The 24005-nt window shown below is 64.6% G+C and carries 22 protein-coding genes and 1 pseudogene; 9 read left to right on the forward strand and 14 right to left on the reverse strand.

Annotation, left to right across the window (positions count from 1 at the left end; all coding sequences use genetic code 11):
* The 5 genes from ACUYMZ_RS04070 to ACUYMZ_RS04090 are packed head-to-tail and all read right to left on the reverse strand — an operon-like array spanning position 1 to position 4693.
* The gene (locus ACUYMZ_RS04070) at positions 1-372 is read right to left on the reverse strand and encodes a cupin domain-containing protein (RefSeq protein ID WP_426005815.1); all 372 of its coding nucleotides are present in this window, start codon (positions 370-372) and stop codon (positions 1-3) included.
* 2 nt (positions 373-374) lie between these two features.
* On the reverse strand, positions 375-1841 hold the full coding sequence (locus ACUYMZ_RS04075; RefSeq protein WP_481602186.1) for a 4-hydroxyphenylacetate 3-hydroxylase family protein: 1467 nt from the start codon (positions 1839-1841) through the stop codon (positions 375-377).
* Positions 1841-2524 (reverse strand): DUF2848 family protein, encoded by a 684-nt coding sequence (locus ACUYMZ_RS04080; protein ID WP_481602187.1) that lies wholly within the window; start codon positions 2522-2524, stop codon positions 1841-1843. The genes ACUYMZ_RS04075 and ACUYMZ_RS04080 overlap by 1 nt, the downstream gene beginning before the upstream one ends.
* A gap of 10 nt (positions 2525-2534) precedes the next feature.
* The gene (locus ACUYMZ_RS04085; RefSeq protein WP_481602188.1) at positions 2535-3329 is read right to left on the reverse strand and encodes a carbon-nitrogen family hydrolase; all 795 of its coding nucleotides are present in this window, start codon (positions 3327-3329) and stop codon (positions 2535-2537) included.
* Positions 3330-3340: 11 nt separating this feature from the next.
* Positions 3341-4693, reverse strand: coding sequence for an MFS transporter (locus tag ACUYMZ_RS04090; protein ID WP_481602189.1), 1353 nt, complete (start codon positions 4691-4693; stop codon positions 3341-3343).
* Positions 4694-4874: 181 nt separating this feature from the next.
* Between ACUYMZ_RS04090 and ACUYMZ_RS04095 the strand changes: the two genes are divergently transcribed.
* Positions 4875-5516: a GntR family transcriptional regulator gene (locus tag ACUYMZ_RS04095; protein ID WP_426005821.1), complete on the forward strand. Its 642-nt coding sequence runs from the start codon at positions 4875-4877 to the stop codon at positions 5514-5516.
* Between the two features lie 8 nt (positions 5517-5524).
* Here ACUYMZ_RS04095 and ACUYMZ_RS04100 read toward each other — a convergent pair whose 3' ends face one another.
* On the reverse strand, positions 5525-5818 hold the full coding sequence (locus ACUYMZ_RS04100; RefSeq protein ID WP_481602190.1) for a DUF503 domain-containing protein: 294 nt from the start codon (positions 5816-5818) through the stop codon (positions 5525-5527).
* Between the two features lie 132 nt (positions 5819-5950).
* Between ACUYMZ_RS04100 and ACUYMZ_RS04105 the strand changes: the two genes are divergently transcribed.
* Genes ACUYMZ_RS04105 through ACUYMZ_RS04120 form a run of 4 tightly spaced genes read left to right on the forward strand, consistent with a single transcriptional unit; the run spans position 5951 to position 9534 of the window.
* On the forward strand, positions 5951-6385 hold the full coding sequence (locus ACUYMZ_RS04105; RefSeq protein ID WP_481602191.1) for a SipW-dependent-type signal peptide-containing protein: 435 nt from the start codon (positions 5951-5953) through the stop codon (positions 6383-6385).
* Positions 6386-6419: 34 nt separating this feature from the next.
* Positions 6420-7598: a GGDEF domain-containing protein gene (locus ACUYMZ_RS04110; RefSeq protein WP_426005824.1), complete on the forward strand. Its 1179-nt coding sequence runs from the start codon at positions 6420-6422 to the stop codon at positions 7596-7598.
* Entirely contained in the window at positions 7595-8098 is a 504-nt protein-coding gene (locus ACUYMZ_RS04115) for a hypothetical protein (protein WP_481602192.1), read from the forward strand. The genes ACUYMZ_RS04110 and ACUYMZ_RS04115 overlap by 4 nt, the downstream gene beginning before the upstream one ends.
* On the forward strand, positions 8095-9534 hold the full coding sequence (locus ACUYMZ_RS04120) for a putative bifunctional diguanylate cyclase/phosphodiesterase (protein ID WP_481602193.1): 1440 nt from the start codon (positions 8095-8097) through the stop codon (positions 9532-9534). Before ACUYMZ_RS04115 ends, ACUYMZ_RS04120 begins: the two co-directional genes overlap by 4 nt.
* Before the next feature lie 50 nt (positions 9535-9584).
* On the opposite strand, the gene purL is transcribed toward ACUYMZ_RS04120, so the two are convergent.
* From purL to purS, 3 genes are read right to left on the reverse strand one after another with little or no spacing between them, the layout of a single operon-like run.
* On the reverse strand, positions 9585-11894 hold the full coding sequence (purL, locus tag ACUYMZ_RS04125) for a phosphoribosylformylglycinamidine synthase subunit PurL (RefSeq protein ID WP_481602194.1): 2310 nt from the start codon (positions 11892-11894) through the stop codon (positions 9585-9587).
* A complete protein-coding gene (gene purQ / locus ACUYMZ_RS04130; RefSeq protein WP_426005828.1) occupies positions 11891-12670 on the reverse strand; it encodes a phosphoribosylformylglycinamidine synthase subunit PurQ in 780 nt (259 codons plus the stop codon). The genes purL and purQ overlap by 4 nt, the downstream gene beginning before the upstream one ends.
* Before the next feature lies 1 nt (position 12671).
* Positions 12672-12923, reverse strand: coding sequence for a phosphoribosylformylglycinamidine synthase subunit PurS (gene purS, locus ACUYMZ_RS04135; protein ID WP_011773385.1), 252 nt, complete (start codon positions 12921-12923; stop codon positions 12672-12674).
* A 239-nt stretch (positions 12924-13162) separates the two neighbouring features.
* Here purS and ACUYMZ_RS04140 point away from each other — a divergent pair, with 239 nt between their 5' ends.
* Positions 13163-13351, forward strand: a complete 189-nt coding sequence (locus tag ACUYMZ_RS04140) for a hypothetical protein (RefSeq protein WP_442423395.1) — start codon at positions 13163-13165, stop codon at positions 13349-13351.
* A 123-nt stretch (positions 13352-13474) separates the two neighbouring features.
* Positions 13475-13765 carry a DUF1540 domain-containing protein gene (locus ACUYMZ_RS04145; RefSeq protein ID WP_481602195.1) on the forward strand — a complete coding sequence of 97 codons (291 nt, stop codon included), beginning with the start codon at positions 13475-13477 and terminating at the stop codon, positions 13763-13765.
* 68 nt (positions 13766-13833) lie between these two features.
* Here ACUYMZ_RS04145 and ACUYMZ_RS04150 read toward each other — a convergent pair.
* Together ACUYMZ_RS04150 and ACUYMZ_RS04155 are read right to left on the reverse strand one after the other, a co-directional pair.
* Positions 13834-14358, reverse strand: a pseudogene (locus tag ACUYMZ_RS04150) (manganese catalase family protein); the annotation flags it as partial.
* A gap of 70 nt (positions 14359-14428) precedes the next feature.
* A complete protein-coding gene (locus tag ACUYMZ_RS04155) occupies positions 14429-15376 on the reverse strand; it encodes an NAD(P)-dependent oxidoreductase (protein WP_481602196.1) in 948 nt (315 codons plus the stop codon).
* Between the two features lie 128 nt (positions 15377-15504).
* On the opposite strand from ACUYMZ_RS04155, the gene ACUYMZ_RS04160 reads away from it, so the two are divergent.
* Positions 15505-18507: an exo-alpha-sialidase gene (locus tag ACUYMZ_RS04160; RefSeq protein WP_481602197.1), complete on the forward strand. Its 3003-nt coding sequence runs from the start codon at positions 15505-15507 to the stop codon at positions 18505-18507.
* A gap of 264 nt (positions 18508-18771) precedes the next feature.
* Entirely contained in the window at positions 18772-21942 is a 3171-nt protein-coding gene (locus ACUYMZ_RS04165; RefSeq protein WP_481602198.1) for a S8 family peptidase, read from the forward strand.
* A 67-nt stretch (positions 21943-22009) separates the two neighbouring features.
* Here ACUYMZ_RS04165 and ACUYMZ_RS04170 read toward each other — a convergent pair whose 3' ends face one another.
* From ACUYMZ_RS04170 to ACUYMZ_RS04180, 3 genes are read right to left on the reverse strand one after another with little or no spacing between them, the layout of a single operon-like run.
* Complete coding sequence (locus ACUYMZ_RS04170) at positions 22010-22399, reverse strand: serine protease inhibitor (RefSeq protein ID WP_481602199.1); 390 nt, start codon at positions 22397-22399, stop codon at positions 22010-22012.
* Between the two features lie 54 nt (positions 22400-22453).
* Complete coding sequence (locus ACUYMZ_RS04175; protein WP_426007477.1) at positions 22454-23338, reverse strand: 3-methyladenine DNA glycosylase; 885 nt, start codon at positions 23336-23338, stop codon at positions 22454-22456.
* A gap of 34 nt (positions 23339-23372) precedes the next feature.
* A complete protein-coding gene (locus ACUYMZ_RS04180; protein ID WP_481602200.1) occupies positions 23373-23975 on the reverse strand; it encodes an SSI family serine proteinase inhibitor in 603 nt (200 codons plus the stop codon).
* Positions 23976-24005: the final 30 nt, after the last annotated feature.

A 24005-nucleotide genomic window follows, 5' to 3' on the forward strand; every position in this document is an offset into this window, starting at 1 on the left:
TCAGTTCCTCCGCCCGGTTTGCGCCGGATCGGTGTAGTACCGGACCTCGAACATCTTGGCGCCGTTCTCGGAAACCCACGGGCCGTGCTCCATGCCCGGGGGACGGGTGGCCCAGTCGCCGGCCTTGAAGGTTTTGCCGAGCCGCTGGTCCACGAACGAACCTTCGAAAATGAAGACCTCTTCCCAGAAATCGTGGGTCAGCACGCCGTTGGGGGAGGTGTCCGTACCTGGTTCGAACTTCAGGATCCTGGTGACGCTGTCGTTGTCCGAATCCCGGGCGAGGATGGCCTCGGACAGGCCCTCGATGTGGGGGTTGCAGGGTGCGAACTCCACCGAGTCCGTGGGGGTGAACTCAAATTCCGGCTTGGCCATGGTCAGATCCCTTCCGTCTGCGAGTTGATGCCGTACGAGCCAAGGAACGTATCCAGCTCGGCCACCAGTGCGTCGTAGCCGTAGTTCCGGTAGGTGTAGGCGCCACGGACCACGAACGGTGCCCCGGCGTAGAACATCTCGTACTGCTGGTGGCGGCCGGCGAACTCCGAGCCGATGATGTCCCAGGCCAGCTTGAAGAGCTTCACACGTTCCTCGCTGGCAACACCGGGGGACTGGACGTAGCGTTCCATGTCCGGACGGGTCACGCTGCTGGTCATGTCCGCAACGCTCGAGGGCAGCTGGAGTACGCCGCCACCCACCAGGTCGCGGAGGATGGAGATCACGCGGGGGTAGGTTTCGGACTGCAGGCCCATGGCCCCGTACAGTGCCGCTTTCCCCGGAACCCGCATCCCGGCGTCGTCGGTTGTCGCCGTGTATTCGGCGGCGAGGACCGCCGACTCAACCGACTGGACGATGGCGGCGAGCTCGCCGAGCTTTTCCTGCACGCCGGGGATCTTGTCCGTTCCGTTGACCTGCGTGACCTTGCGGGCCACCGAGGCGATGAACTTCAGCTTGGTGGAGAACCGGATCTGGGCCTGCCAGTTGCCGAGGGCGTGGGCGCCGGTGTCGAAGAACTGGCGGCGGAGGGTATCGATGTTCCGGTTGATGAACACGCGGTCCCACGGGATGAGGACGTCGTCGAACACCACCAGGGCATCGGGCTCGTCGTAGTGGCTGGTGAGCGGGTAGTCGAAGTCGCTGGTGGCAGCCGGTGCGAACGGGCGGCGGCAGTACAGCTTGAGGCCATCGGTCGCCACCGGGATGGCGAAGCTGACGGCGAAGTCCACATCGTCCGGTCCGAGCGGCTTGATGCAGGTGACAAAGACTTCGTCGGCGATTGCGGCGCCGGTGGCCAGCATCTGCGAACCGCGGACAACTATGCCCTCCTCGGTTTCACGCACGACGCCGACCTGCAGGTAGTCGCCTTCCCAACCTGAGGCGGTGGTTGCCCGGGAGACCTGCGGGGGAATGATCGCGTAGGAAAGGTACAGGTTCTCGGCCAGGACCTTCTTGTAGTACCGCTCCACGTTGCCGGCGAAGTCGCGTTCCTCGTTGGCGAAGACGTCCGGGTGCGAGCCGAATGCAGCGAAGAACGTGCCAACGTGGTCCGGGCTGCGGCCAACCCAGCCGTGGGTGTGCTTGGCCCACTTTTCGATGGCCTGGCGCCTCAGGACAAGTTCCTCCTGGCTGCGCGGAGCTGCGAAGGTACGGTTTGCGGGACCGTCGATTTCGTCCGAGTGGAACTGCATGCCGTTGGCCGGGTCGGCGGCGATGTCGAACAGTTCGGACATGGTGTGGGCGACTTTCGCGAACGCCGGGTGCTCCAGGACGTTCGGGACAACCTCGCCGTCGAGGATCACCGTCCGGCCGTCATTCAGGGACTTCAGGTACTGCTTTCCGGTCCTCATCAGAGTGAGCCTTTCTTGATTTTGTAGTTATGTTCAATGGTGGTCCCATTCGGGAACGAGAGCTCCAACTTCCAGGAAGTTCCGTCAATGAACTTTCCGTTCAGGAGCGGGAGGGTGCCCCCAAGGCACAGGAAGTCGGCGTCACCGATGTCCGTTCGCGCCAGAAGGCGTTCGACGACGTCAGCCGGCTTACGCAGGCCTGCAAGCGAACCTTCTTGGTACAGCCCGCCGTCCACCCAGGAGCGGGCCGTGCATTGGTCCAGGTCCAGCTCTTCCAAGGAGTCGACGGCGAGCACCTCACCGGCGACGGGCTTGGGGCAAGCACGCTTGGAATCGCCGATGTCCTCGGCCTCGATGTCACGGTCGGTGTGGTCGGAACCGATGCCGAGGTAGAACTTGCCCTCATGGCGGATGTACAGCGGCTCGATTTCGCCGGAGGTGAGATTGTCGGAGGCCTCGTGCTCACCCGAGGTCTCAAAGAGGTCCGCGTCCATGCGGTAGAACATGGGAACCTCGGGCGGCGGAGCGACCCCGATGGCCGCGAGCTCGTCGATGTGGTGCTGCACCGCCTCGGGATCGCGGCCGGTGTAGCCTGCCACCACCGCGTGGAAGTCCGCCACCGTGATCGTCTTGTCTGTTCCCACCACCCTGAAGGTGAGGGGGACGTGCCTGTTGGTTTGCATGGGTTTCTCCTTAGAGGGTCAAAGAGTCGTAGGCCGCGAGGCGGTCGTTGATGACGGGGAATTCCTTGCGGACAGTGCTGACCTGGGCTGGGTCGATCTCCACCAAAACCACCGATTCGTCCTCGTTGGCCTCAGCCAGGACGTTCCCGGAGGGGTCCACCACCCGGCTGTGGCCACCGAGCTCGACGCCTTCCTGGGTGCCGGTGGCGTTGCAGGCGATCACGAAGATCTGGTGTTCCACGGCCCGGGCAGAGGTGAGCAGCCGCCAATGTTCCCGCCGCGCTGCCGGCCACGCGGCCGGAACAATCACGATCTCGGCGCCACGGTTGCTCAGCTCCATCCACAGGCCCGGGAACCGCAGGTCATAGCAGGTGATGCCGGCAGTGGTTCCGAAGGGAAGTTCCGCCACGGGCAATGATGTCCCCGCTGTGAGCAGGGCGGCTTCCTTGGACTTGTAGCCAAAGACATGGATCTTGCGGTACGTGTGGACCACGCTGCCGTCCGGTCCCAGCAGGATGGAGGTGTTGCTGAGTTCTCCGTCCTCACCGGCCTCCACGATGCTTCCGATGTGGAGGTGTACGCCGAGGTCCTTGGCTACGCGGGAGCACATGGAAACCGTTGGCCCCGCCACTGTTTCCGCAAGGTCCTGGTACTGGTCAAAGTGAAAGTACCCGGCACTCCACAGTTCCGGGAGCACGATCAGTTCGGCGCCCTTGATGGTCCGGAGCAGGGCTTCGACCCGTTCGAGGCGTTCCCCGCGGCTTTCGTTGTCCGGGCTGGCCACTTGGACGAGTGCGATTTTCATTCGTGGGTTCCTTACTTTGCGTTGCTTGGCTGGTCGTCCAGGTCGCTGAGCCGCAGGTCCTTGGTTTCCTTGGCGAACATCACGGAGACCATGGAGACCAGGCCCATCGCCGCGAGGTAGATGCCGATCGCGTACCCGGTGCCAAAGGCGCTGTACAGAGCCAGTGCGATGATCGGGGACAGCGAGCCGGCAATCAGGGAGGCGAGGTTGTACGCCACTGAAGTTCCGCTGTACCGCACATCGGTGGGGAAGAGTTCGGAGAAGAAGGCGCCGATCACGGAGCTGTAGGCTGCGAAGATCAGCAGGCCTCCGACGGCAGCGGCGATGATTCCCCAGACCTGGCCGGTGTTCAGCAGGGCGAAGAACGCAAAGGCCCAGATAACTGTGGCTACGGAAGCCCCGATCATGATGGGCTTGCGCCCGACTTTGTCTGCGTACAGGGCCAAGCCAGGGATGGCGACGACTGCGACGGCCTGGCCGATCATGACGGCGGTGAGGCCCGTCTGCCGCTGCAGTCCCATGATCTGCGTGACGTAGGTGATGATGAACAGCGAGTAGATGTAGAAGCCCGCGTTTTCGCCCATTCGGCTGCCTGTGGCGATCAGGATTTCCCGCCAGTTCCGGCGGAACAGGATGGCGAGGGGCATCTTGCGCTCGCTGGCGGCCGTGGCTTCGCGCTTCCGCTGTGCTTCCTTGAACAGCGGTGTCTCCTGGACGTAAAGACGCAATACCAAACCAATGACTACCAGCAGCGCGGAGAGACCGAAAGCGATCCGCCAACCCCATGCCAGGAAGTCACTTTCCGGCATGGTGGCGGCCAGGATGGCCAGGACACCTGCGGCCATGAGGTTTCCAAGTGGCGGGCCCATGTTCGGCCACGAGGACCAGAAGGCACGCCGTGCACTGTCGTTGCTGTGCTCGGAGACAAGGAGGACCGCGCCGCCCCACTCGCCACCCAGCGCAAACCCTTGGACGAGGCGCAGGAGCAGGAGCAGCAAGGGCGCCGCGATGCCGATCGCGGCATAGGCGGGAATGAAAGCGATGAGGGTGGTGGCAACACCCATGAGCATGAGGCTTGCAACCAGCGTGGCCCTGCGGCCATGTTTGTCACCCAAGTGGCCAAGGACAATGGCGCCCAGGGGCCGGGCCAGGAAGCCGGCGGCGAACGTGCCCAACGCGAGCATGGTGCCTACCAGGGGATCGTCGGTGGGGAAAAAGAGCTTGTTGAAAACCAGTGCTGCCGCAGTGCCGTAGAGGAAGAAGTCGTACCATTCCACGGCGGTGCCGGCCAGGCTCGAAGCAGCAACTACGGGGAGGCTCGAGTGCTTTTGCTGCCTCAGTTCTGCTTTCTTCAAATCGGTCATGGTGGGGATCCTTTTGCGGGTGGGCCGGCATTCAGGGGGAGCCGGTCTCCACGGAGATGAGGGGTTCCGGGCAGTGAGTTGAATCACTGGAACATCACTGTAGACTAGTTGTATACAACCTGTCTATAGCGAGTATGGCTGAATGCAACTCGTATACTGGGCTTCGCGAGAAAGGCTCTCCATGATCCAGATGACACCAGCTGCGCAGTCGCAGCCCGACGTGGCTTACCAGTGGATGCAAAGCTACATCGCCGCCTTGCCCCGGGAGGAAGAGACGTTCCTCAACGAGGCAGTCCTGGCGAAAACGACCGGCACTTCCCGCACGCCTGTCAGGGAAGCGCTCCTCAGGCTTGAAGCGGAGGGTTTCGTCAAGAGGATTCCCCACAAGGGGGCCTACGTGCCGCCGATCTCGGACCCGGATGTGCGCGCCATCCTCCAGGCACGGTCTGTGGTGGAAAAGTGGGCCGTCCTGGCCCTTGAGGGCATGGCCGAGGGGCAGATCGATAGTTTCCAGCACATCATTGACCAGCAGCACGAGGCCAAAGACGACCCTGCCAGGTTCATCGAGCTGGACACCGAGTTCCATACGCAGATGGTCCGCGCCGGGGGCAACCCCATCCTGGCGGACTTCTACTCATCGCTGCGGCAGCGGCAGCTCAGAATCGGTGTCCGCGCGGTCACCCGGGGAACAGACAGGGCCGGGGACGTCCTCCGGGAACACCAGTTGATTGTGGATGCCCTCCGCAGCCGCAGCCTGGAGGCAGCCCACCAGGCGATCGACGCACACCTCGACTCCACCAGGTTGGCCGTCATAGGTTACTGAACGCCCAGCTAGTCTTCGCTGTGGAGGTCCCGCCGCCGCGCAGTCAGCAGTTCAATCTCGGGACGCGCCGCCACCAAGCGTTCCACGGCGTCCAGGACCTCCGTGACGTGGGCGTGGTCGGCAGACACCATCGCCGCACCGATCATCGCCCTGCGGTGTTGGTCCTGCAGTCCCGTCTCGGCGGCGGAAACGTCAAAACGGCGTTTGAGTTCAGCAACGAGCGGCCGAACCAGGGACCGCTTCTCCTTCAGGCTGTGGACGTCGCCCAGAAGGACATCGAATTCGATCCACCCAATCCACATGGTCCTATTATGAACCGGCCTGCCGCAGGGTTTTCTTGATCGAATCTTGAGGAAACGCCGCAGCAGGGTTGAGCCGCAGCCACCACACTGAAACCACGGGCAAAGCCGGTAGCAGCTAAGGGGGCGGGCGGCATGAACAGGAACCATACCTGGCGCGCCGTGGCGACCTCTGCCGCCGTCGCTGGTTCATGCCTGATGGCGCCGGCAGGTGCGTTTGCCGCCTTCTCGGACACCCGGAGCGAAGCGCCGCACTATAGCGCCCTGCGGATCACTGCACCGGCCGCTGCCGACGTGCACATGACCCGTTCCACCTTCGGCCTCAAGGCGACGGTAGTGGTCAACTCCTTCGACCAGGTGCCGCGCACCAATTACCACGAAATCAAGCTGTACAACCGCAGCGGTGCTCTGGAGTTCACCGGTGACCTCAGCAAATCATCCGGAAGGACTTATACCTCCGGAATCCAGTTGGTTGGTACCTGGACCTATGAAATCCGCGGATATTACAAGGTTCCCGGCACGTCCAATGCGTGGAAAGGCGCTGCGTTGACAGGAGCCCTGACATGTTAGAAATTGGCGTGGGACCACGTGGCAGGAGCGATCAATGGTGCTCGATGCGTTTTCAGTAAGAGTTGCCCTTGGCGTGGTAACAGTGACACTGCTGGTCCTGTTCTGCCTGTCCTACCGCCGCACCCGTTCGCCGTACGCGGGGTGGTGGAGCGTCGCACTGCTGGAGTTCATGCTGGGCAACGCCGCCTTCCTCCTCAACGGCACGCCCCACCAGATCTGGGCCAACCCCGCCGGCAACGTCCTGGTGGTGGCCGGAGCCTTCAGCGTCTTTGCCGGCGCCCGGACCTTGCGCGACCTCAAAGCCACTCCCTGGCAGCTGGCCTTGGGCCCAGCCGTCACCGCGGTTGCCTCCATGCTGGAAAACCCGGCGTCCAATGTATGGTCCGGAGGCTTCGTCTACCTGGCCATGATGGCGCTGGGGATCGGGCTGGCGGCGCGTGACCTGTGGTTCATCGAGGCAGCCCAGTCGCAGGTGCACAAGGCGCTGTCGGTGGCCGCGGGCTTGCTGGCAACCTATTACCTCGGCCGCTGGACCGTGTACGCGCTGGAAGGGCCGGGAAGCCACCTCTTCACCTCATGGTTCGGGCCGGGCCCGTCAGGCCTGGTGTCCCTGGTGCTCCTGGTGACGGTGTCGTTCAGTATGACGGCGCTCAGCAGCGACCACCTGATCAGGGGCCTGCGCGAGAGGGCCAGCCGGGACCATCTGACCGGCCTCCTGAACCGGGGCACGTTCCTGGAACTCGCCGGCTCGGAACTCAACCGGCTTAGGGCCGCCAATTCAGGTGCCGCGGTAGTCCTGGCGGACCTGGACCACTTCAAGCTGGTCAACGACGAACACGGCCACCGCGCCGGCGACGCCGCACTGAAGGCCTTTGCCGAGGCCTGCACGGCCTCGGTACGCTCCACGGACCTGATCGGCAGGTACGGCGGGGAGGAATTCATCCTGTTCCTGCCCGGTGCCACCCAGGACCGGGCGGAGGACATCGCCGCGGAAATCAGCCGCCGCATGGCCACCGCCGAGGTGCCGGAAGGACACGCCTTCCCCACCATCAGTTACGGGGTCACCTCCAGCATTCCGGCCGGAGCTGACCTGAACGTCATGATCGAGGTGGCAGATGCCGCCCTGTACAGCGCCAAATCACAAGGAAGAAACCGGATTGTAGGAGCGGACCGCCTGGGTGCGGCCACCATCGCCGACGGGGGAAAACCATGACCACCACACAACTCACCACCAGGATCCAGGTCCAGCACACGCAGGAACTGGCGAGTTTCCGCCAGGACATCACCAGCCCGCCCTACCAGGCCGGTACACCGACCGCGCTCAACGCGGCCCGGCGATCGGTCCGGATGGGCCCGGTGCAGTCGGTGGAGGACGGCAACGCGAACCTCACCATTGTGGGGGACGTGGAAGGCCTGGCATGGTTCACCGCTGACAAAGGCCTCCTTGGCAGTTGCATTACGGTTTCCATCGCCGGGCATCGACGCAGCACCGGCAGCCGTGTCCAGTTGTCCCTGGCCGAATGCGATGCCTGGATCGAAGCGATCCTCGGCGGGTCCTGGTTGAACCATGTTTACCGTTCGGGGACATCGGTGGTGAGGGACGGGCGTCTGGACGTCGCCTCCTACCGGCTTTTCATGGACGAGCGCAGCAACCCCATGGCCAAGCCAAAAACCGTTGTGGACGACACCTTGCGACGCTTGGAACTTACTTGAGCACTTTTGAACCGGCGCTTTCCCAGACCGGCCATGGATCCCTTGATGCCGACTCCCGCATCCGTCTGCTGGAGGGGCAGGTCCATGCCCTGATGGGTGAACTCCATGAGGCCCGCCGGCAGCAGCAGTCCAGGGAATCCCTGACCGATCCCTTGACGGGCCTGGGCAACCGCCTCGCCTTGGTGGACGCGTACCTCAAGGCGAAGGAAGCAGCCTCGGAGGGGGCGGGTGCACCTGCCCTGCTGCTCCTCGAGCTGGACGGATTCAGGTCTCTCCGGAAGGCCGCCGGCCACGAGGCAGCCGACCAGATCCTGATCGCCGTTGCGGCCCGCATCCGCTCGGCAGTGAGGGAGGACGACGTCGTTACCCGCCTGGGCGGCGACGAATTCGCGATCCTTCTGCCCGCTACGCCACTGAGCCGGGCGACCGCCGTCGGGAACCGCATCCTGGCGGCGCTGGAACCAAACATCGACGTCGGCGAGGGCAGCTTCCGCTGCGGCGCCAGCATGGGTTTGCGCGTCGCGGAGCCGGATCACCGGGCCGCCGATCTCCTGCAGGAAGCCGGCATGGCCGTGGAGGAATCGAAGGCCGAGGGACGCAACAAGCTCAAGGCATTCCAGCCCGCCATGCTCCACGCACGCCAGCTGCAGCGCCAGATCGAAACAGAACTCCAGGACGCGATCCGTTCGGACCAGTTGGTGCTCTACTACCAGCCGATCGTTGACCTGGAAACGGGACGCCTGCAGGGCACTGAAGCGCTGGTCCGCTGGAAGCACCCGGTGCATGGGCTGATCATGCCGGACCAGTTCATTCCGGTCGCCGAATCCACGGGGCTCATCGCCGAGCTGGGCCGCTGGGTTCTTCGGACAGCCGTTCGCACTCTCCGGAAGTGGCGTGACGACCCGGCCACCGCGGGCCATCATTTCACCATGCGCATCAATGTCTCAGCCGCGGACCTGCAAAGCCTGGAGTTCGGCGACGACGTGCGCGAGGCCCTGGCCGCGGCCGGCCTCGAACCCGAAGCCCTGGTCCTGGAACTCACCGAGAGCGCCATCATCCAGAACAACGAACTGGACCGCTATACCCTGCTCAGCCTGCACCGTCTGGGCGTCGGACTGGAAATCGACGACTTCGGTACCGGGTACTCGTCCATGGGCTACCTCCGCAAGCTCCCGGTGGACCGGGTGAAAGTAGACCGGGAGTTTGTCCGGGACCTCTGCAAGGAACCAGGTCAGCTGGATTTCCTGGCCGCGATCCAGCAGGTCATCCGATCCTGCGGGCTGGACGGCGTATGGGAGGGCATCGAGACCGCTGAACAGGCCGAGGCCTTGCGCAGCATCGGTTGCACCAGCGGGCAGGGCTACTACTTTGGCAGGCCGCTTCCGGAAACGGATTTCACGGCGCAACTGGCGCAGCAGGAAACCTGGCCCGCATAGTAAAAACCCCCGGCACTGACGTCAGTGCCGGGGGTTTCTGCTGACTGTTCCTAGCCGAAGTACTTCGGCAGGGTGCCTTCGTGGGCTTCACGGAGGGCGTCCAGGGACAGCTCGTCCACGCCGTTGATCTCCAGCTTCCCGCCGGCAGCGTCAACCACGCCGATCCGGAGGTGGGCGAAGCCGCGGGCGGTGCACATGTCCTTGAAACGGACTTCCTCGGAGCGCGGCACGGAGACGATTGCACGTGCCTGGGACTCGGAGAACAAGGCAGTGAACAGGTCCACGCCGTCGCGTTCCATGAGTTCCTCAAGCGCGATGCGGGCACCCACGCCGTAGCGCAGCGAAGACTCAACCAAAGCGGCAGCGAGGCCACCTTCGGAGAGGTCGTGCGCGGCGTCCACCATGCCGTCCCTGGAGGCGTTGATGAGGATCTCGCCCAGTTCACGCTCGGCGGCGAGGTCCACCTTCGGCGGCTGGCCACCGAGGTGTCCGCGGAGGTTGGACCACTCGGAACCATCCAGTTCAGCAGCCGTGGTGCCGAGCAGGTAGATGGCCTGGCCATCTTCGCGCCAGCCCGACGGCGTGCGGCGGGCGACGTCGTCGAGCTTGCCGAGGACTGCCACCACCGGGGAGGGGTGGATCGGCGTGGTGCCGGTCTGGTTGTACAGGGAGACGTTGCCGCCGGTGACCGGGACGCCAAGCTCCATGCAGGCATCCGAGAGGCCACGGATGGCTTCGGCGAGCTGCCACATGACGTCCGGGTCCTCGGGGGAACCGAAGTTCAGGCAGTCGCTGACGGCCATGGGAACGGCGCCGGAAGTGGCGACGTTGCGGTAGGCCTCGGCCAGCGCCAGCTGTGCACCCTGGTACGGGTCCAGGTAGGTGTAGCGGCCGTTGGCGTCGGTGGCGAGGGCAACGCCCAGGCCGGTCTCTTCGTCAACACGGACCACGCCGGCATCGTCCGGGAAGGCCATGGCAGTGTTGCCGCCAACGTAGCGGTCGTACTGCTTGGTGATCCAGGCCTTGCTGCACATGTTCGGCGAGGCGACCAGTTCGGTGACGGCCGCGGCCAACTCGGACGGGGCAGCCGGGCGTCCGGCGTCTTCCACTGAACCGGTGAAGGAGTTGGCCTGTACCGAGTCCTGCCATTCCGGGCGGGCGTACGGGCGGTCGTAGACCGGACCGTCGTGCGCAACGGTGCGGGGATCGACGTCGACGATTACTTCGCCTTCCCAGGTGATGATGAGGCGGCCGGTGTCGGTCACTTCACCCAACCAGGAGTACTCCACGGCCCACTTGTCCATCACGGCCTCGAACGCTTCCACGTTCTCCGGCGTGACGATTGCCATCATGCGTTCCTGCGACTCGGACATGAGGATCTCGCCCGGGGTCAGCGTGGGGTCGCGCAGAAGAACGGAGGTCAGTTCAACCTGCATGCCGCCGTCACCGTTGGAGGCGAGCTCGGACGTTGCACAGGAAATACCGGCGGCACCGAGGTCCTGGATGCCTTCCACCAGGGAGCCCTTGAAGAGCTCGAGGCAGCACTCGATGAGCACCTTCTCGGCGAAGGGGTCGCCCACCTGGACGGCGGGACGCTTGGACGGCTTGGTGTCGTCGAAGGACTCGGACGCGAGGACCGAGGCTCCGCCGATGCCGTCGCCGCCGGTGCGGGCACCGAAGAGGACCACCTTGTTGCCCTTGCCGGAAGCGTTGGCCAGGCGGATGTCCTCGTGGCGCATGACGCCCACGGCCAGTGCGTTGACCAGCGGGTTGCCTTGGTAGACGGAGTCGAAGACCATCTCGCCGCCGATGTTCGGCAGGCCGAGGCAGTTGCCGTAGCCGCCGATGCCGGCAACGGCACCGTGCATGACGCGCGCGGTGTCCGGGTGGTCGATGGCGCCGAAACGCAGCGGGTCCATCACGGCAACCGGGCGGGCGCCCATGGAGATGATGTCGCGGACGATTCCGCCGATGCCTGTGGCGGCACCCTGGTACGGCTCCACGAACGAGGGCGAGTTGTGCGACTCGATCTTGAAGGTTACGGCCCAGCCGTCGCCGAGGTTGGTCACGCCGGCGTTCTCACCGATGCCAACCAGCATGTCCTTCTTCATCTCCGGGGTAACCTTCTCGCCGAACTGGCGGAGGTGGTTCTTGGAGGACTTGTACGAGCAGTGCTCGCTCCACATGACCGAGTACATGGCCAGTTCCGCGCCGGTGGGGCGGCGGCCCAGGACCTTGACGATCTCGTCGAATTCGTTCTGCTTCAAGCCCAGTTCGGCCCAGGGCAGTTCCGTGTCCGGGGTCTTGGCAGCGTGCTCAACGGTATCGATGTTGAACTTCTTGGTGGTCTCAGTGGTCACTTGTCGCCTCCCACAATCTTGGTCAAAACGGAGGTGAAGAAACCGAGGCCGTCAGTGTCCGAAGCTGCTCCATCGAGTGCTTCCGGACCGAAGCCGGCCTCAACGGCGTGCTCGGGGTGCGGCATGAGGCCCACCACGTTGCCCGCGGCGTTGGAGATGCCGGCGATGTCGCGGCGGGAACCGTTCGGGTTGAAGCCCACGTAGCGGAACACCACGCGGCCCTCTGCCTCCAGGGCATCGAGGGTCTTCTCGTCGGCGATGTATTGGCCGTCCTGGTTCTTCAGCGGCACAGTGATTTCCTGGCCCTGCTGGTAGTCCACCGTCCATGCGGTGTTGGCGTTTTCCACCCGCAGCACCTGGTCACGGCAGATGAACTTCAGGTGGTCGTTCTTGATCATGGAACCGGGCAGCAGGTGCGATTCGGTCAGGATCTGGAAGCCGTTGCAAATACCGAGGACCGGCAAAGGATTAGAGGATGCAGCACCTGTTGCAGCCTTAATGATCTTGGACATCAACGGTGCAAAGCGCGAAATGGCGCCGGCGCGCAGGTAGTCGCCGTAGGAGAAACCGCCGGGAATGATGACCGCGTCAACATCGCCCAGGTGGTCGTCAGCATGCCACAACGAAACCGCCGTGCCGCCTGCAAGCCGTACTGCCCGGGCGGCGTCGCGGTCGTCCAGGGTGCCGGGGAAGGTGACGACGCCGATTTTGGCGCCTGCCAAGCGGGGCTCTGCGGCGACGGCCACGGCCTCGCCAATCAGGGGGATTGAAGTCATCTCAGGCCTCGACGACCTCGACGTTGACAACGTCCTCGATCACCGGGTTGGAGAGCAGCGTCTCAGCAGCCTCGCGTGCCTGGGCCAGGATCGCATCGGTCACCTCGCCGTCGACGGTCAGTTCGAAGCGCTTGCCCTGGCGGACTGCGCTGAAGCTGTTGAAGCCGAGGCGGGGCAGTGCACCCACGATGGCCTTCCCCTGGGGGTCCAGAATCTCGGGCTTGGGCATGACGTCAACGACGATCCGGGGCATCCGGTAACTCCTGTGCGTGAGTTGGGTGAACCTTTAAACAAGGCTGCCGCGGAGGGGTGCCGTCTCACGCCGTTCAGCCGCGTTCGAACTGTGTCCTGAAAACGGTGTCCTGAAACGGTGTGGGGGCGCTCCGCGAGCTTGCACATCTATCCTACCGGGAGTAGCCCACATACCCTATTCAGCGCGATTCCGCGAGCAGCCCCCGCCGGTCCGGCCCAAAATGCCACTAGGATTGCGGCATGAGCGGGAAGCCGAAGTCGATGGTTCTGGGTGTGGTGGGGGCGGCGGTCTTTGCCGGGCTGGGGCGCATGGTGCTGCAGAAAATCCTGGCGGACAGGGCAGCCCGGGACCGCATGGTCACACCTCCCTTGGATGCGGAAACCCGCGCGAAAATCAGCGAAGCCCTGCGTGGAGCGCGTCGGAGGTAGTTTTGGGGGCGATTAGCACACGTACAAATGCGCTAATCAAACGGGTTAAACCGCGCAGATCCGGCGTACTTTGGGATTACACGCGGGGTTTGAGCACCCCCCAAGGCCCTACCAGGAGGAACAATGACCGACCACATTGCCGAAGTATCCGCCTGTAGTGTTGGCAGCTGCGGATTCAACCATGATGGCTGCACTGCATTCGGTATCACGATCGGCGGTACCCAGGACCACGCTTCCTGCGCCACGTTCATCGACACCACCCGGATGGGCGGACTGCCCAAGGTTCTCGCGCACGTTGGAGCCTGTCAGCGCTCTGAGTGCGTACACAACAACAACCTCATGTGCGAGGCCCACGATGTCAGGGTAGGACCCGGCGCCGAAGCCGCTGACTGCCTGACCTACGAGCACGCCTGACCGGCAAGCAAGCAACGGACAAAAGAGCGGCACACCCACGGGGTGTGCCGCTCTTTTGCTGCTACCGGCTACTTCGCCTGCGCGGGACTGTCTGCATCCCTGAGCTCCTGCTCCGCGGTGGCCTGGATCAGTGCCAGGAGTTCCGGGTCCAGCCCGGGTGCGAACTCCTCCTTGCGCTCAGGCGACATGGTGATCGGGAAGCCGTCGGGCATGACATCCGTGGTCAGTTCGGTTCCGTCGTTGGATGGTGACGCGCCCCGGAACAGCTTGCCCGCCTCGCTCTGGTTATCGGCGCTGAACGTGTACTGGATGCTTTGCAGTCCCATGTCCAGCAACCTCTTCACCTCCGGGAACTGCTCTGCGTTGGTTTTGGGGATGGGCAGGACCTTGCCCCAGTTGACCCCCAGGCTTTCCAAGGCCTTGGCATAAGCGTTCTCGTGCGCTTGGTCGCGGACGATCAGGTACGCGATGGTGGAGCGGGCTGTTTTGTTGTCCGTCATCTCGCAGATCCGGCACTTCTGGAGCCGTCCCGTGGACTCCAGCATCAGGTTGTACAGCAGGTCAAGAACGAGGTTGCCGCTGTTGTAGACGTAGGGTGCGCATTTCGCCGAATGGACCCGCCCACCATAAGCATGCTTACTATCTGCGTGCAATGGTAAGTGCCTAAAGCGCCGGACCGGCCACCTGGTTGGTCAACTCCCGGCCTTCCTTGAGTGCGGCCACGTTGGCCAGGACCAGCGCGGATGAACCCTTGGGGCGGTTGCCGGCAACGTGGGGAGTGATGATCAGGTTTGGGGTGGCCCATAGCGGGGAGTGCGAAGGCAATGGTTCCGTCTTGGTGACGTCCAGCGCCGCCGCCCGGAGCCGGCCCTCCGCCAGGGCGGCCTGCAAGGCGTCCTCGTCCACGGTGGCGCCACGGCCTACGTTGACGAACACGGCAGTCCGGGGCAGGGCGGCCAGGATGTCCGCGTTCAGGGAATTTTCCGTCGCGGGGGTGGCCGGGAGGATCGAGATCAGCACATCCGTTGTTTTCAGGACGTCGGGAAGTGCCGGGGTGGCGACCACCGGGAAGCCATACCGCTCGCCGGCGGAATTCGCGACGCCGGTGACGCTGGCACCCAGCGCAGCCAAAAGCGGAGCGAGCCGCCCTGCGATGGAGCCGAACCCCCAAATGGTGACCCTGGCGCCGTCGAGCGTGTAAAGCTGTTCGGTTTCCGGTGCGGACTGCGCCACGTTGAAGTCGCGGTCCCACGTGGTGGACTTCTGCGCCTCCAGCAGCGTGTCCAGGCGCCGGATCGCGGCAAGCACCAACGCGAGGGCGTGCTCGGCCACCGGTCCGTCGTGCAGCGAGCGGCCGGACGTGATGGCCACGCTGCGGGCGAATCCCGCAGCAAGGACGGAATCCGGGCCGGCGGCCAGGGTCTGCACCAGGCGCAGCCGGGTCAGGCGCCGGGCCGCGTCGCGGAGGTTGTCGGCAGTGTTTTGCCAGACCACCAGGACGTCGGCGTCGGTGTGCTCGTCGGGAATCGACTGGTCAACCTGATAGGTCACCACCTCGTCCGTGATCGGGGAGAGATCGAGGTGAATGGTGTGGGGGACGAGGATTTTCACGAAAAGCTCCATTGCTCCAGGGCGGCGGGTATGGTCACGACGCTACCCGTTGGATACCGCCGGGCGCCGCCCATGCGTCATCCCTAGCAATGTGACGGTGAACACCTTATGGTTGTAGGACGTTCGACGTGGCACGTAACACCAATGCCGTCGTTGAACGATCCCGCCGTTTCGAAAGGACCCTGGATTTGAGATCCCCTGCACTTTCCTTCGCACGAATTACCGCTGCCGGCGCCTTGGCCGCCTGCTTGGTTGCCGGGCCAGGCCTGCCGGCCCAGGCGGCGCCCATTCCACCCAGCGATCCAACCCTGGCTCCGGGAAGCTTCAGCGAAACCAACCTGGCCGCCGACCGCACCGCCGCAAACTTCTTCTACCGCATCCCCGCACTGACCTACCTGGGCAACAATGTGGTGCTGGCGGCGTGGGACGGCCGCCCAGGCAGCGCTGCCGATGCCCCCAACCCCAACTCGATCGTGCAGCGCCGCAGTACCGACGGCGGGAAGACGTGGGGCCCCGTCCAGGTCATCGCCGCCGGACATATCGCGGACTCCAGCGGCCCGAAGTACGGCTACAGCGACCCTTCCTACATCTACGATGCAGAGGCCAACAAGGTCTTCGCGTTCTTTGTCTACTCCAAGGACCAGGGTTTCGGTGGCAGTCAGTTCGGTAACGACGACGCCGACAGGAACGTCATCTCTTCTGCCGTCATCGAGTCGTCGGACGGCGGCGTGACGTGGAGCCAACCGCGGCTGATCACCAGTGTCACCAAGCCTGGTACCAGCAAAACCAACCCCGTGGCAGGCGACGTGCGCTCCAACTTCGCCTCGTCGGGCGAAGGCATCCAGCTCAAATACGGCCCCTACAAGGGCCGGCTCATCCAGCAATTCGCCGGTGACGTCCGCCAGCCGGACGGAACCAATAAGATCCAGGCCTACAGCGTCTACTCCGATGACCACGGCGTGACCTGGAAGAAGGGCGCCAACGTGGGCGACCGCATGGATGAGAACAAGACCGTTGAACTCTCCGATGGTCGGGTGCTGCTCAACTCCCGGGACAACGCCAACCAGGGGTATCGCAAGGTGGCGGTTTCGACGGACGGGGGCGCCACGTATGGTCCGGTGACGCAGGATACCGAGTTGCCCGATCCCGCCAACAACGGCGCGATCGCCAGGATGTTCCCGAATGCTGCGCAGGGCTCAGCCGATGCGAAGAAGCTGATTTTCACCAACGCCAACTCCAGGACCGGCCGTGAAAACGTCTCGGCCCGCGTCTCCTGCGACGACGGCGCAACCTGGCCCGGCGTGCGCACCATTCGGGCGGGCTTCTCCGCGTACTCCACCGTGACCCGCCTGCAGGACGGCGCCTTCGGGGTGCTGTACGAGGGCAACTACACGGACAACATGCCCTTCGCCCAGTTCGATGATGCCTGGCTGAACTATGTCTGCGCACCGCTCACCGTCCCGGCCGTCACTACCGCGCCGGGAGCCACCCGGCAGGTGGCGGTGACGGTGACCAACCAGGAAGCCACCACCCTCAGCGGTGCCACCGCCACCGTCTACACGCCCACGGGTTGGTCGGCCACCACCGTCCCGGTGCCGGCCCTGGCTCCGGGCGCTTCGGCCACCGTCAATGTGGCACTCACCGCGCCGGCCAACGCCAGCGGCCCGCAGAACCTAAACGCCGCATTCACGACGGCGGACGGCCGGGTTTCGCAGTACACCTTCACGGCCACTGTGCCGGTCGCACCGCAGGTGGGCGTGGCCATCAGTGGCGGCGCACCGGCCCGGGACGTGGCGGCCAGCCCCTACCAGGTGGGCGAGACCGTCAACTACACCTTCACCGTCAAGAACACATCCAACGTCACGGCAAACTCCGTCCCGGTGTCGGGGACGTTCGATTCCGGGTTCCTCCCGCCGTCGGCGCCCAACTGCCGGTACAACAACCTGGCTGCCGGAGCCACCTATACGTGCTCCACGGCCAAGCACGTGGTCACGTCGGGTGACATCCAGCGCGGCTACTTCACGCCCGAAGCCGCCTTCAGCATCACCTCAAGCACGACGCCGTCCCTCACCAAAACGGTATCGTTCACGGGTGCTTCGGTCGCCTTGCGGGACGGGCTGGTCTCGGCCGACATCAGCGGGGCGCGCGCCGACGTCGGGCGTGACCTGGCAACGCAGCCCTATATGGCAGGTGACCTGGTCTCGTACGCCTTCACGGTGAAGAACACCGGCCCCCTCACTGAAAAAGTGGTCCCCACCGCCGGCAACTTCAACCCCTTCCTGCCGGACGGCCCTGGCAACTGCCGCTACCTGTCCCTGCCTGCCGGGCAGAGCTACCAGTGCTCCACGCCCCGCCACACCGTGACAGCGGAAGAAGCCGCGCAGGGCTTCTTCGTTCCGCTGACCAGCTGGGAGGTTGGCGCGGCGGGCCAGAGTGCCAGGAGCTACCAGATCAACGGGGGAGAGGTAGACCTGAAGGTCCGTGAACCGAAGGTGGAGGGCACGGTGACCGCCGAGTGGTCAGATGCCGACGGAGACAGGTATGCAAGCGCAGGTGATCCTGTGACTTACACGTACACCGTGGGCAACGCCGGCAATGTGGCCGTGGCAGGCGTGGAAGCGGCAGCGGCAGGGATCTCGGAACCGATCCTGGCAGCCGGGGATACTGTCACCTCCACGCGCGTCCACGTCCTGACTGAAGAGGACGTTGCCAAGGGTACGTTGCCTGCCGGGTCCTTCGATGTGAAGGCCAGCAACGGCTCCAAGGACGTTACGGCGTCCGTGGCGGGTGAGCCCCTTGAACTGGCTGTCCAGCCCGCGCAGCCGTCACGTGAGCCGGTCCTCACGGTGCAGGATTTTGAAGGCCAGGCGGCACCGGTGGAATTCGCTACGGCGGAAAAGTACCGCAACGGCCAAAAAGTGGTGCTTCAGGGCCTGGATTACGGCCAGTGGTACTACGTGTACCTGAATAAGACCAGCTATCGCCTGGGGTGGATCTTTCCCACCACGGACAACACCGTGGAGTTCATTCTTCCTTCCGATGTCAAGAACGGCCGCGACGACGTCGTGGTCCTGGACCAGCACGGCGTCCAGGTATCCTTCGACCGCCTGCAGGTGACCCCGAAGGGCTGACCGGGCGGGGTCACACGGTCGGAAGGGGCGGTAACACCACGTGCCGGTGTTGCCGCCCCTTCCGCGCGCCTGCGTGTCGGAGGGGCCTTTGTGACAAGACAAATTTCCCAAAATGTGCAGTATGTCGAAATCCCCTCCCACTCTGTACTGTGTGACTCGGTTGGTTGCGTTTCATTGACAAGAACTGTCAAAAATGCAACCAACTTCAGTTGACGGGCTTTGGCGATGGCGCCCTGGCCCTCCCAGTGAAAGGTGCAATCACTCGTGAAATCACAAGGAAAGAGCTTCGTCAGAAGCGGGGGGCTTCGGAAGGCGGCGGCCGTGGCCGTGGGCTTGCCGTTGCTGCTCTCTTCCATGGCGTTGCCGGCCCAGGCCGCTCCTGCCCCGGAGACCGCGCCAGGGAATGTGGCAGGCGTGGCCAAGAAAAACCTCGACCCCAACGCCTACAAAGACGGCCGTTACATGGTTGTCCTGGCCGAAAAGCCCGCGGCCACCTACGACGGCGGGACTCCCGGCCTGGCGCCCACCAAGCCGGAAGAAGGCAAGAAGCTCGATGCCGGCAGTGCCGAGGTCAAGGAATACCAAGAGCACCTGCAGCGGCAGCAGCAGGACATTGCGCAGCAGGAAAACGTCACCATCCAACGTGATTTCACCACCGCCGTGAACGGTTTCAGTGCCAACCTCACGGCCGACCAGGCCATCAACCTGGCAAAGGATCCCAAGGTCCTCCTGGTGGCCCCCGACACCCAATACGCGCCTGACTACTCCACCGCGGATTTCCTGAAGCTCAGCGGACCCGACGGAACCTGGGCCACCCAGTACGGCGGCGTCGACAATGCCGGCAAGGGCACCGTGGTGGGTGTCATCGACACCGGCTACACCCCTTCCAATCCCTTCTTCGCCGGTGAACCGGTCGGCCCGCTCACGGGCAACCCCGAGGTAGGCGTTCCGTACCGCACCGACGATGGCAGGATCGCCATGCTGAAGGCCGACGGCGATACCTTCATCGGCGAATGCCAGCCCGGCACCGGAACGGGCGCCGACTACGACGGCAGCGCCTGCAACTCCAAGGTCCTCAGCACCCACTACTTCGCTGACGCCTTCCTCGAGACCGTGCCCGAAGAAAACCGCGCCCCCGAGGAACGCATTTCCCCTGTGGACGTGGACAGCCACGGCACGCACACGGCCAGCACCGCCGCCGGCAACGCCAACGTCGAGGCGACGGTGGATGGACGCAGCTTTGGCATCACCAGCGGAATCGCACCGGCCGCAAAACTCTCCATCTACAAGGTTTGCTGGGAAGACACCGATCCCTCCACGGGCGGCTGCTACGGTTCTGCCTCCGTTGATGCAATCGAACAGGCCATCCTGGACGGCGTGGATGTGCTGAACTACTCCATCTCCGGTTCGGCAACGTCCACCACTGATCCTGTATCCCTGGCATTCCTGTCGGCAGCCTCCGCGGGGATCTTCGTAGCCACTTCGGCCGGAAACTCGGGACCCACGGCCAGCACCGTCAACCACGGTGCACCCTGGCTGACCACCACTGCAGCAACCTCCTTCTCCCAGGAACTCCAGGGCACGGTTGAATTCTCCGATGGCAGCAAGTTCCGCGGAGCGAGCATCATGAACCGTGAGGTGACCGGTGCCGGCGTCGTACTTTCCACCGAGGCGGCCAGCGGCGAAGGCAGTGCTGCACTGTGCGCGCCCGGGTCCCTGGACCCCGCCAAGGTTGCCGGCAAGGTTGTTGTCTGCGACCGTGGCGTGGTGGACCGTACCGCTAAGAGCGCCGAGGTCCTGCGCGGCGGCGGTGTGGGCATGATCCTGGTGAACCTCACCGAATCGTCCCTGGACACAGACAAGCACGCCGTACCCACCGTGCACGTCAACCCGCCTGCCACCCAGGCCATCAAGGACAAGGTGGCTGCCAACGCGGCCATCACCGTCAACCTGCTGAACCGCGACACCACCGGCCTGCCCGCAGAGGCGCAGCCCCAGATCGCAGGGTTCTCCTCCCGTGGTCCGCTCCTGGCCACTGATTCCGACCTCCTGAAGCCGGATGTATCCGCACCGGGCGTGGCCGTGCTCGCAGGTGTGTCTCCCATTGGAACCGGCGGCGACAACTTCGGCTTCCTCTCCGGAACGTCCATGGCATCGCCTCACGTTGCCGGATTCGGCGCCCTGATCCTGGCCAAGAACCCGCAGTGGTCCCCGGCCACGGTGAAATCAGCCATGATGACCACCGCCGGACAGGTGAAGCTGGCCAACGGTCAGCCGAACAAGGATGTCTTCGCCACGGGCGCCGGCCAGGTTGATCCTGCCAAGGTGCTCAGCCCCGGCCTGGTCTACGACGCCTCCACGGAGGACTACCTCAAGTTCGTGCAGGGCACCGGCCTTGACCTGGGCATCGAGGGATTGGGATCCACCCAGCCGCGTGACATGAACGTGCCGTCCTTCGCCCTGGGCAACCTGGCCGGAAAGATCGAAGTCACCAGGACCGTGACCGCACTGACCCCGGGCATGTACCGCGCAACGGCCAACGTGCCGGGCGTGAACGTCAAGATCACCCCGTCGGTACTGAACTTCGGTGCGGCAGGGGAGAAGAAGACGTTCAAGGTGCAGTTCGAGAACAAGAGCGCCGCCCTGGGACAGTTCGCCATGGGATCGCTGACCTGGCAGGGCGCCAACAAGACCGTCACCTCGCCGATAGCGGTCCGTCCGCAGTCGGTGATTGCGGACAAGGCCCTCGCTTTCACCGGGACCGGGCCCAATGGTTCCGGCACCATCAACATCGTGGCCGGTACCAACCTGCCGGTCGGTGTGACGGTTGATGGTTTGTCCAAGGCGGACTCCTCCGCCGTCGAGCTGGTGCCCGGTCCGTTTGCCGGGGAGACCAACGCTTCCAACTTCGTCAAGAAGGTGACTGTGGGCGAGGGCAGCGCGCTGGCCAAGTTCTCTGTGATCTCCTCGGACGAAGCCGCGGACTTCGACATGTTGGTCCTGACACCTGCCGGGCAGCAGCTTCCGGCGGCTACGGCCTCGGCCAGTGAATCCGTGACCGTGCCCAACCCGGCGCCGGGGGACTACTACATCTTCGCCAACCTCTACGCCAGCCCCAACAACCAGCCCACCAAGGCCACGGTTGATGCGGCTGTCCTGGGGGCCAACGAGGGCAACGCCACCGTGACTCCGAATCCGATCAAGCTCCACAACGGCAAGAAGTCAACAATTGCCCTGAACTGGACCGGCCTGGAGCCGGGCTCCTACATCGGACGCCTGACCTTTGCCGGGACCAGCCAGCCGACCTTCGTGACCGTAGTGGTCAGCACGGGCGGAGCCGCTGTGGTTCCCGACCAGGAAGATCCCGCCAAGGACAAGAAGGGCCATGGCAAGATCCGCGGTGACGAACCGAGCCAGGAGAACAACGCCGGCTAAACCCCGGTTCCCCTGAAGAACAGCAGTGGCCGGCGGAGACCCCGCCGGCCACTGCTGCGTCCATGCCTCAGGCGGCCCCGGATGAGCCGCCTGTTCCGCCGAACAAGGGTGCCAGGCTCTTCCAACGCGCGATCTCGCAGCCGTCGGTGCGGCTGAATTGGCTGGTGACCTGCCGTCCGCGGAACACTCCCTGGACCACAGCCACTTGCGGTCCGCCGTATTGCTGGGTACAGATCCGGTCCGGACGGGGCACGGGAAAGAAGGCTTCCTCGCCGAACTGCTCGACGGCGGCAAGCGCCGCATGCGCGTCCGGCAAGTTGGATTCCAGCGACCCTTCGTCCGGGGAGAGGACGCCGTCAACGGACCGGAGACGGAACATCCTCGGCTCGGCGCCAGGTGCGTCTGTGAGCGTAACTGTCAGGTCGACGTCGTACGGGCTGTTCTGCGGTGAATCCATGGTGACCTTTCGCTGGTGGCGGCGGCGGGTGCTCCGGCGGGACAGCCGGGCATGTCACCCGGACTGCAGGCCCTCCAACAGCGGCCCTACCGCCTGGAGCACGCGGGTCCGCAGAACCTGGGATTCGGCTGCGAAAGCCCGCTGGTATTCAACGTACTCGGCCTTGCCCTGCGGTGTCTCGATCCTGATCGGCGGGTAGCCCCATTCCGCAAGATCGTAGGGGGACGCCTGCATATCCATGGTCCGGATCCGCCACGACAGCTCGAAGCAATCCATCACCAGTTCACTGGGAAGCGCGGGCGCCAGTTTGTAGGCCCACTTGTACAGGTCCATGTTGGCGTGCAGGCAACCGGGCTGCTCCATGGCCCGCTGGTTCTCCCGGGTGGGCGTGAGCTCGTTCCGGGGTATGGCGTCCGGTGTGTAGAAACGGAAGGCATCGAAATGGGTGCAGCGTATGCGGTTCCGTTCCACCACTTCATCCGTCCCTTGACCGCCCAGTCGCAACGTCAGGTACTCGTGGCGGAGGTCGAACTTGTCCTGCCGGTACACCATGGCCCATTCATGCAGCCCGAAGCAGCCAAACTGTGCCGGCCGCATCGCCGTACCCTTCAGGATGATCCCGGCGAAGCGGACAGCTTCCGCCCGCTGGTCCAGGAACGATTCGCGGTGGAAGGTGACCGCAGGCGTCCCGGGCGCCAATCCCGCAGCGGCGAGCTGGCCGTCGTCGAGCCTTTGATAAAACTTCCAGTCCGCCCGCTCCAAGGCGCGCTCCCCACTGAGCACCACGCCGTCGCCCGGATGCCAACGCAGCAGCTGGCCGGGCTTCTGCGTGTAGTACGTGAAAAGGAAGTCCTCCACGGGATGCTTCTTCCCCGCGGAGCGGCGGGCCAGGTAGGGATCAGCGTACCGGGCGACGCGTGCGTGATGGGCAGCCTCCATACCAAGCCATAGGTCCTGGGGGAGGTGCTGCAGGCTAAGCTGCCCCACCGCTGGAACCGAGGATGCCGGCGGCAGCGTCCCACAGGGCGATCTGGCAACCGTCCGTGCGGCTGAAACGGGCCGTCACTTCCGTGCCGTCAACGGCACCCGTCACCGTGGCCGTTTGCGGGCCGCCGAACTGCTGCGTGCAGGCCTGGTCCGTGGGCGTGGGCGGGATCAGCAGGCCCGGGTTGTCCTCAAGCGCTGCGCAGGCAGCGGCAGCGGTGGGGTGGTTGCTTTCCGCGGCCGGCGTTCCGCCCTGGCACACCAGGGTGTAGTTCCGGGGTGCTGCCTCCGGGGAGTCCAGGACGGTGATGGACAGCTCGGCATTGCCCTGCCCGGGAACCGGGTTGGGGCCTGGGAGGCTCGGGTTGGGCCCGGTGTCCCCCGGACCGAGAGTGGTGGGCACCTGCGTAGGGGTGCTGGTGCTTGACCCGCCAGGCGTCGGGGCAGCAGTGCTGGACGACGACGTCGGAGCAGACGTTGCGCTGCCGGACCCGCCTGGCGCCGGGGTGCCCGTGCACGCAGCCAGTCCGGTGGCCGACAGGCCTGCCAGGGCCAGGACCGCCAGCGCGGAACGTACGGATCGCAGACGCATCGAATCTCCTTGGTTCACGTTCATTTTACG

The sequence above is a fragment of the Arthrobacter sp. T572 genome, assembly GCF_056780115.1.